The following is a 7,681-nucleotide window of genomic DNA, read 5'->3' as shown; positions in this document are numbered from 1 at the left end:
GGTCTACTAAAGGCTTGAAGATGCTATTGATGTTCTCCACTGCTGAACTGGCGCGCTGGGTAGATTCTAAAAGGGTGTCTACTTTATTAGCCCATTGTTCCAGGAAAGCGTCACCTTCGACCCAGATGGCGCACTCGGCTTCGGCACGTTCCAGAGACGGGCGGAAAGCACGATGCTGCATGCTCTTGACTTCGTGTTTTAGTCGCCAGTGACGGGCCACGGCTTGCACGACCGCCTTTTCGAGTTCTGGGTCATCCAGATAGGCATGCAGGTCTGCCAGCAGAGGAGACAATTGTGACTGAAGCCAGTCAAGGTAAATCAAAAGGTATGGTTTATGTTTGTCCAGGCGCTCGCTCATCTTGACCACCTCGGGATGGTCCAGTTGAGACATCTTGGAAATAGCTTCGTCGAGCAGCCATTCATTGATTTCTCGGTCGCGTATTTCGCCGCGGCGCAGGTCAACAACCTGAAATGCATCGGCGACCCAAGAACAGTACTCGGCGAATGCATCATGTAGTTCTGCCAGACGCAGAGATTCCGCCCTGGCTTGACTCAGTTTCTCCTGGACTTCCAGGGTGGTTTCTTTCTTGCACTGAGTAGTTGCCTTGTATTCAGCAGAGTGATGGTATCCTTCATTTGAACCTCCTTGTAGTAGTCCGATTAGTGGTGTGATTGGGATATATTCAAAGTATACCATCTTTGGGGAAATTGTAAAGCTTCTATTCCTCAGTTTTGAAACGATGCCGATTTTTCTCAGTGTCTCTGTGTCTCCGTGGTGAGGTGAACGGTTACACGGTGAGAATGAGGATTATCCGGAAGCCAAAGAGGACAGATTATCTAACAGCAAGTCTGGCTACTAACTCCCTTGTTGCTTGGGCTTCGCGTTCGATCAACTCCCGAGTTAAACGAGCTTCCTCAACTATAAGATCCTTTATCCCACCGAGTATTTCTCCTTGTTTTGAGAGCATTTCTCCTTGTTTTGAAAGCATCTCAGTTTGAGTCTTCAGATTCTCCTTCATCCACTTTCCATTACTCCAAGCAAGATAGGCAAGAACAATGGATAAAAGAGTGATCGCTACTCCAAATATTTCCATAGTCTCCTCCTTCTTATCTTGACCTCATAATCTTGGCTGACTTTCACAATCAGGGGAATGATGAAATGAGTCCCCATTCTTGCTTCATCTAAATAATACCACTCCATCAAGCCCGATGTCAAGAAAAAATCAGGGCCGATTACCTTATCTCCTCTACATATTCTGATAGAAGTTGATGAAGTGTGGTCAATTCGGGATGCTGAAACAGGTTTTCTTTGACGTAAGTAAAGGTGTCTGGCAAATATTGAAGGAAGTTCGGCTTGTTTTTCTCGTAGGTAAGGTAGGTAAAGGAGCCGGCGGCCTTAAGGTTTCGCTGCAGACAGGTATAATCGAATATCTCCTTGAATTTATCCCTGTCCACAGGCCGGCCTTCTAACCCCTCCTTGCCGTCAAGGTAGTAGTTGATCAAATCGGCTCTAAGATTATTGTCCAGAACCACGTAAGAATCTCTCAGCAAGGAAGCCAGGTCATACTGGCAGAGTCCCATTCTGGCATCCTGAAAATCCACCATTCTTATTTTGTCTTGAAAGATAAGGAGGTTTCGGCTGTGGTAATCCCGATGAGTAAAATACCGCGGTTCTTCACTAAGCCGACTGGCAATAGAGAGGAATTGTTTTTTAATCTCCTTTTCGTCTTTTGGCCTGATTTTTTTAGCCTTATGTTTCAGGATGACATTCTGAATAAAAAAGTCAAACTCAAACATAAACTTATCCACATCAAAGGCCAAACTGAAGGCCAGGCAGCCTGGGTCTCTGTTCAGGGTAGTTTTTAACTGCATATCAAGAAGGCAATCTATGGCTTGATGGTAATATTTTATTAAGGAAGATGGGGATGAGCCTGAGATATTCTTGACTTCTAATTCAAGGGTGTCATCCCCCAGGTCTTCCATAAAGATAAGTCCTTTTTCCAGATGGTAACCATAGAGTTTTGGGACAGGAACCTGGCAGCGGTAAAGATAATCTTGGACATTGAGGAAGGTTTTTCCAGCTTCCGGCTCAAAAACCTTCATTAGGACTAAAGAAGGGGGATGGTCATTACCAGACCATGAAGCGGGATACTCGAGGCTCGAGCCTCGATGCTCGATGCTCGATGCTCGAGGCTCGAGGCTGGAGGCCCGAGGCCCGAGGCTGGAGGCTGGAGGTTGGAGGCTCGAGGATCTAGCATCGAGGATCGAGGATCGTTTGGTTGTGGCAGGAGACGATGCTATATTAAGCCGATAGAATTCTCTATTGGAGGCATCTCCGGGGAGTTTGATTAAAGAGAGAAAAGGTTCCTTGACTCCCAGGATATTTTCTACCTCTACCGAAAGATGTGGGGGGAAGAGAGGGTTATTCATTGGACCTGCCCTTTTCAGAAACTGGATACACTTTTCTTCTCTGAAAAGCCGTAAGAATGAGAGGGAAGGATTATCCCAGAGGGAGCTTCAATAACTCTTAACTGAAACAGCTATCTTATAAAGGGCAGTGAGTGTCAGGAATCCGATCGCCCAAATACCCAGAGAGATAAGGGATTCAGGAAGTGTGGGCCAATATTCGGTTACTCTTTCCAAGGGATTAGGCACAAATCCGCCGACCACCAGGCCAAATCCCTTGTCGATCCATAAGGAAATAAAGACAGTTCCACAGGCAACGGCCAGGGTGCGTTCATTATTTCGCGTCCCGGGATTAATCAAAAGGACAAGGGATAACACGGCCAGAAGAGCCGATGTCCACATTAAAGGAATAAGCCTTCCATATCCATCTAGACCAGCATAAAGATACTCGAAGGAATGCATATGTCCGGGTATATTACTATAAAAGGCGGTAAAAAGTTCCAGCCCGAGAAAGAATACATTGGCGATCATCGCATAGGTAACAATCTTCCCCAACCCCTGAACGGCTTCTTTCCCCGGATCAAATTTGGTATATTTTCTTACCAGCAGACAGAGGATAATCAGTAAGGCTGGTCCACTGGCAAAAGCCGAGGCTAAAAAACGGGCGGCCATAATAGCTGTTAACCAGAAGTGCCTTCCCGGGAGTCCGGCATAGAGAAAGGCCGTCACCGTGTGAATACTGACGGCCCACGGGATAGATAGATAGATAAATGGTTTTACCCAGGCCGGAGGCGCCACCCCTTTATGTTCAGCGCCCAATACGGTCCAGCCGATCAAAAGGTTAAGGAAGAGATAGCCATTAAGGACGATCACATCCCAGAATATAACAGAGTTAGGCGTGGGGTGAAGTAGGATATTCAAAATACGGGTGGGTTGCCCCATATCCACAAAAATGAACAATCCACACATAAGCACCGAGGCGATGGCCAGAAATTCGCCTAAAATGGTGACCTTCCCGAATACTTTATAATTATGCAGATAATAGGGTAGAACCACCATAACCGCCGAGGCAGCCACCCCCACCAGGAAAGTAAACTGAGAGATATAAAGCCCCCAGGAAACATCCCGGCTCATGCCTGTTATGCCCAGTCCCTCCTGGAACTGTTTTAGATAGCAGATAAAACCTACCCCTATTATCGCCAGTAAAATAAACATCCAGCTCCAGTATCTTTGATTACCTGTTAGCGCTTTTTCGAGCATTATTAAACCTCCCTATTTCCCTATTATTATCTTTGGACTTTGGACAAATTCAGGGCCATTTGACGGCCGGGAGGCGAATCAAGGATGCCATCGAAAGCGCATCACAAGCGAATCCTTGCTGTTTCTGGCTTCCGTCAGGAGGAGAGTAGCTGAATTATTCAGGGGTTTGAGCAAAGCCCCATTTTGCTCAAACCCCCGAATAATTCCCGGTGTCTCCCTCTGAAGTCACTTCCTGTTGCAGAGAAGCTCGATGGGAAGCGACTTCGGCGTCCTTGCCTCATGTTGATTTTTGGATTTGTAGTGGTCATTTTGTCCAAAGTCCAAAAGTTTCCTTGGTGGCCTTTATAGTGAACGACTAATAAAAGTTGTAACCGTTCAGGTATAGCTGCACGGATTAGCACAGATAAATAACACAGGACAGAAGGCGGAAGTGTAGGGACAGGGCTTGTCCCTGTCCGTGCTTGTCCATGTCCGTTCCGTAGACGGACAACCACAAGGGTTGTCCCTACAGCCTAAGGACAGACCCGAATCACGGACACGGCTCACGGATTTTCCGTGTTTCATCTGTGTGCATCTGTGGCTGAACGGTTACTAAAAGTTGTCATTGTGAGCGAAGCGAAGCAATCTCATTTCTTTAATAGATTGCTTCGTCGCTTTGCTCCTCGCAATGACAAACAGTCGCATGTCAACTTATTTAAGTCGTCTACTATAAGAAGAATATACCCAGGTTTGCCGATAAAAGTTGCAGATGGAAGGTATTAGGCTCGGCCCCCAGTGATGGCGGTTGGCCTTACCGATCACGTCTGGCCCCTTTCGGAATGGCTCACTCTACCTGCCGTTCAACGTAAGTAGGCCACCAAGCCGAAATCGATCAGTTATTTATTTCCACCGCCTAAGTGGGTATTCAACCCTGCCCTACTATGTAATACACACTGGGATACGTCCCGAGCTCAGGCTTGCGCCTTATGGCATAGTTTTTCCGAAGTATTTCCCTGACTTCTGAGCCGCTATCTCCCAGATCACCAAAGACCAAGGCGCTATTCGATTTCTCCACACAGGCGGGAGGATCGCCGTCAGCCAGCCTTTCGAGACAGAAATTGCACTTTTCGACCACCCCTTTTGTCCTGGTGGGAAACTTGTGGTTTGGTTCTTTAATAAAGGGACGGGGGTCATTCCAGTTGAAGCTTCTGGCTCCAAAAGGACAAGCGGCCATACAAAACCGGCATCCGATACAGCGGTGATAGTCCATCGCTACAATCCCGTCTTCTCTCTTGAATGTGGCCTTAGTAGGACAGACCCTGACACAGGGGGGATTATCGCAGTGATTACACAACACCAGGAAAGGTCTACCGACCAAACCCTCAGCCATATATTCATCCGCATGACCTGGAAAGACCTGCCCAAAATTTTCCGTCCAGAGCCATTTAACCTCATGTTTAGGATTAGGGATTTCAGGAACATTATGGATAGCGTGGCAGGCTTCAATGCACCTTTTATACTCATCTGCCCCAAACTTGCTCATATCAATAACCATTGCCGCCCTTTGGCCGGCCGGCTTTTCCTTCCTTGAGGCTTCCAACTCCCCCGGGGCGAGCAGTTCAAAGATTGAACCACCGCCTATCCCCAATAAAGTAGAAGCCCCGGCCATCTTCAAGAATTCTCTTCTATTTATCTTCATCGCTATTCTCCCTTCGGCTCAATATGGCAATCCCAGCAATAAACGCTTACATTAGCATAGGTGTGACACCTGTCACAAAAGGACTTTTTATTCGAATGACAGTGCATACAAGTTTTCTGAAGACTTTTGTCATACTTAATTCCATCAATAAGGCCGTATTCCCTCTGGCCATCACGAACGGCCGAGTCTCTCCACTCGTTAAGCAATTTCATATGGTTAGCTCTCATGAACTCGGCGGACTTTACACATTGTTTCTCAGACATCTGCTGAATGACAGGCGTGTCAAGACTGGGCTCCGGCGCAGAGGCAGCCTTCCCTTTATTATAGAAGAAGGGAAAGGTGGCCAAAGCCATAAAGATAATCAGCCCGGCGATTATTTTACCTTTATCATACATCTTCATTGTCCTCCAATCTCGGCAAGTATTTCTTCGGCCGGTTTACCTTTTGCCTTACCGCTCTTAATTTCGTCGGCCCGACTTTTAATACGTCCCGCAACTATTCAGCCACGGATTTACACGGATGAAACACTGATTTTTTAATATATGAATTATTTAAGTTCAACTCTTTTATTTATCCATGCTAATCTATGTTAATCAGTGGCTGAATAATTACTGCGTCCCAAGCTGTTTCAACTTCTTTATCTATGGCATCATCCAGGCTTACAATCAGTTAGGAAGATCTTCACCCCGCAGGTCAGTGGTTCTCTCGCCCTCTCCTTTCATTATCAGGGCATTGCCCACTAACTCGGTCACACCGGTCACACCCACCCCAGGCACCCAATAATTCATTAGGGGCGGAAGAGCGGCCCGGTCAATGGCGCAAATACAGGCCAGCATATTTACCCCATATTTCTCATGAACATACTTTACGGCGTTGGCCCTGGGTAGTCCTCCTCTTAATCTCAGCTCCATATTCTCTGAGGCATTTAGACCCGAGCCGCTTCCACAACAGAAGGTCTTTTCCCGAATGGTATTATCAGGCATTTCATAGAAATAGTTGCACGTATTTTTTATAATATACCGCGGTTCATCCAGAAGTCCCATACCTCGGGAAGTGTTGCAGGAATCATGAAAGGTTACCTTCAAATGATCATTTCGACTTGGGTCAAGATTGAGTTTCCCCTGTTTGATTAAATCAGCGGTGAATTCTGAGATATGAACCATCTTCGTGGCTTTGGCATTCTCAAACTTGGTGTTGGTTATCGGAGAGACAGGTTCTTCCAGAAAATCGGCCGGCCCGTTCCAGGTATCCATGTACTGGTTTAGAACCCGCCACATATGACCGCACTCCCCGCCAATAATCCACTTTACCCCTAATCTCTTGGCTTCGGCGTATATCTTGGCATTAAGCCTTTTGGCCATCTCATTGGAGGTAAAGAATCCAAAATTCCCTCCTTCAGAGGCATAGGTGCTCCAGGTGTAATCGAGTCCGATCTCGTGAAACAGCATGAGATACCCCATACAGGTATAAGTGCCCGGATCAGCGAAAAGGTCACCGGAAGGGGCGACAAAGAGTATTTCCGCTCCCTTTCTATTGAAGGTCGGCTCCACCTTAACACCTGTTATTTCCTCTATTTCATCTACCAGAAATTCGAGGCTGCTCTTAATAGTATGCGGTTCAAGGCCTAAGTGATTTCCCTTCATAAAGCAATTGGCCACTGGTCCGGCAATCCATTCTATATTTAGACCTAACAGGTTAAGCAGCTCTCTGGCGATAATAGTGACCTCAGCCGTGTCGATGCCGTAGGGACAAAAGACAGAGCAGCGCCGGCATTCGGAGCATTGATAGAAATAGTACCACCACTCTTTCAGCACCTCGTAAGTAAGGTCTCTGGCGCCGGCCAGGCGCCCCAATATCCTTCCGGCTCTGGTAAAATCCTTCCTGTATATTGATCGCAGGAGTTCCGCTCTCAAGACCGGCATATTTTTAGGGTCGCCAGTGCCCAGAAAGAAGTGACACTTGTCAGCACACGCCCCGCACCTGACACAGATGTCCATAAAGATCTTGAAAGAACGGTACCTTTCCAGCCTCTCCGCCATTCCCTTTAGAACTATGTCCTTCCAGTTTTCAGGAAGCTTCCAGTCCTCTTCCACTGGTGACCACGATCTGGCATTTGGGAAATCTACGGTTTGAAGACTTTGCTCCTTGGCACCCCAACAAAACATACCCTCCCTAATTTCAAGACGGATATCCATCCACTCCTTTGAAGGAGGCTGATAATTTATTCGGGATATCTCTTCCGGTTTCGGTTCTTTAGCCATGGTCACTCCTTACCAATTTCGAATGGCGGGGGGGGGGTGTTTTTTTATTTGCCACGCCCCCCTAGGCCGGGTGTTT

7 protein-coding genes are annotated in these 7,681 nt (G+C 47.1%); all 7 read right to left on the bottom strand.

All coding sequences use genetic code 11. From position 1 onward, the window contains the following. Nucleotides 1-697, bottom strand: a 697-nt coding sequence (locus AB1797_05555) for a hypothetical protein (GenBank protein MEW5767081.1), incomplete at its 3' end; no start/stop codon positions are given. A 136-nt stretch (nt 698-833) separates the two neighbouring features. Next, entirely contained in the window at nt 834-1,094 is a 261-nt protein-coding gene (locus tag AB1797_05550) for a hypothetical protein (protein ID MEW5767080.1), read from the bottom strand. Nucleotides 1,095-1,233: 139 nt separating this feature from the next. Further along, nucleotides 1,234-2,430, bottom strand: coding sequence for a phosphotransferase (locus tag AB1797_05545; protein ID MEW5767079.1), 1,197 nt, complete (start codon nt 2,428-2,430; stop codon nt 1,234-1,236). An 87-nt stretch (nt 2,431-2,517) separates the two neighbouring features. Then, on the bottom strand, nt 2,518-3,666 hold the full coding sequence (gene dsrP / locus AB1797_05540; protein ID MEW5767078.1) for a sulfate reduction electron transfer complex DsrMKJOP subunit DsrP: 1,149 nt from the start codon (nt 3,664-3,666) through the stop codon (nt 2,518-2,520). Nucleotides 3,667-4,570: 904 nt separating this feature from the next. Further along, nucleotides 4,571-5,344 carry a sulfate reduction electron transfer complex DsrMKJOP subunit DsrO gene (gene dsrO / locus AB1797_05535; protein ID MEW5767077.1) on the bottom strand — a complete coding sequence of 258 codons (774 nt, stop codon included), beginning with the start codon at nt 5,342-5,344 and terminating at the stop codon, nt 4,571-4,573. 2 nt (nt 5,345-5,346) lie between these two features. After that, nucleotides 5,347-5,739: a sulfate reduction electron transfer complex DsrMKJOP subunit DsrJ gene (gene dsrJ, locus AB1797_05530; protein MEW5767076.1), complete on the bottom strand. Its 393-nt coding sequence runs from the start codon at nt 5,737-5,739 to the stop codon at nt 5,347-5,349. A 270-nt stretch (nt 5,740-6,009) separates the two neighbouring features. Continuing rightward, on the bottom strand, nt 6,010-7,605 hold the full coding sequence (gene dsrK, locus AB1797_05525) for a sulfate reduction electron transfer complex DsrMKJOP subunit DsrK (protein MEW5767075.1): 1,596 nt from the start codon (nt 7,603-7,605) through the stop codon (nt 6,010-6,012). Nucleotides 7,606-7,681: the final 76 nt, after the last annotated feature.

The sequence above is a fragment of the bacterium genome (assembly GCA_040753085.1).
Classification (GTDB): Bacteria; UBA9089; JASEGY01; order JASEGY01; family JASEGY01; genus JASEGY01.
The sequence above is the reverse complement of the archived record's forward strand: the minus strand, read 5'-3'. Positions and strand labels throughout refer to the sequence as shown.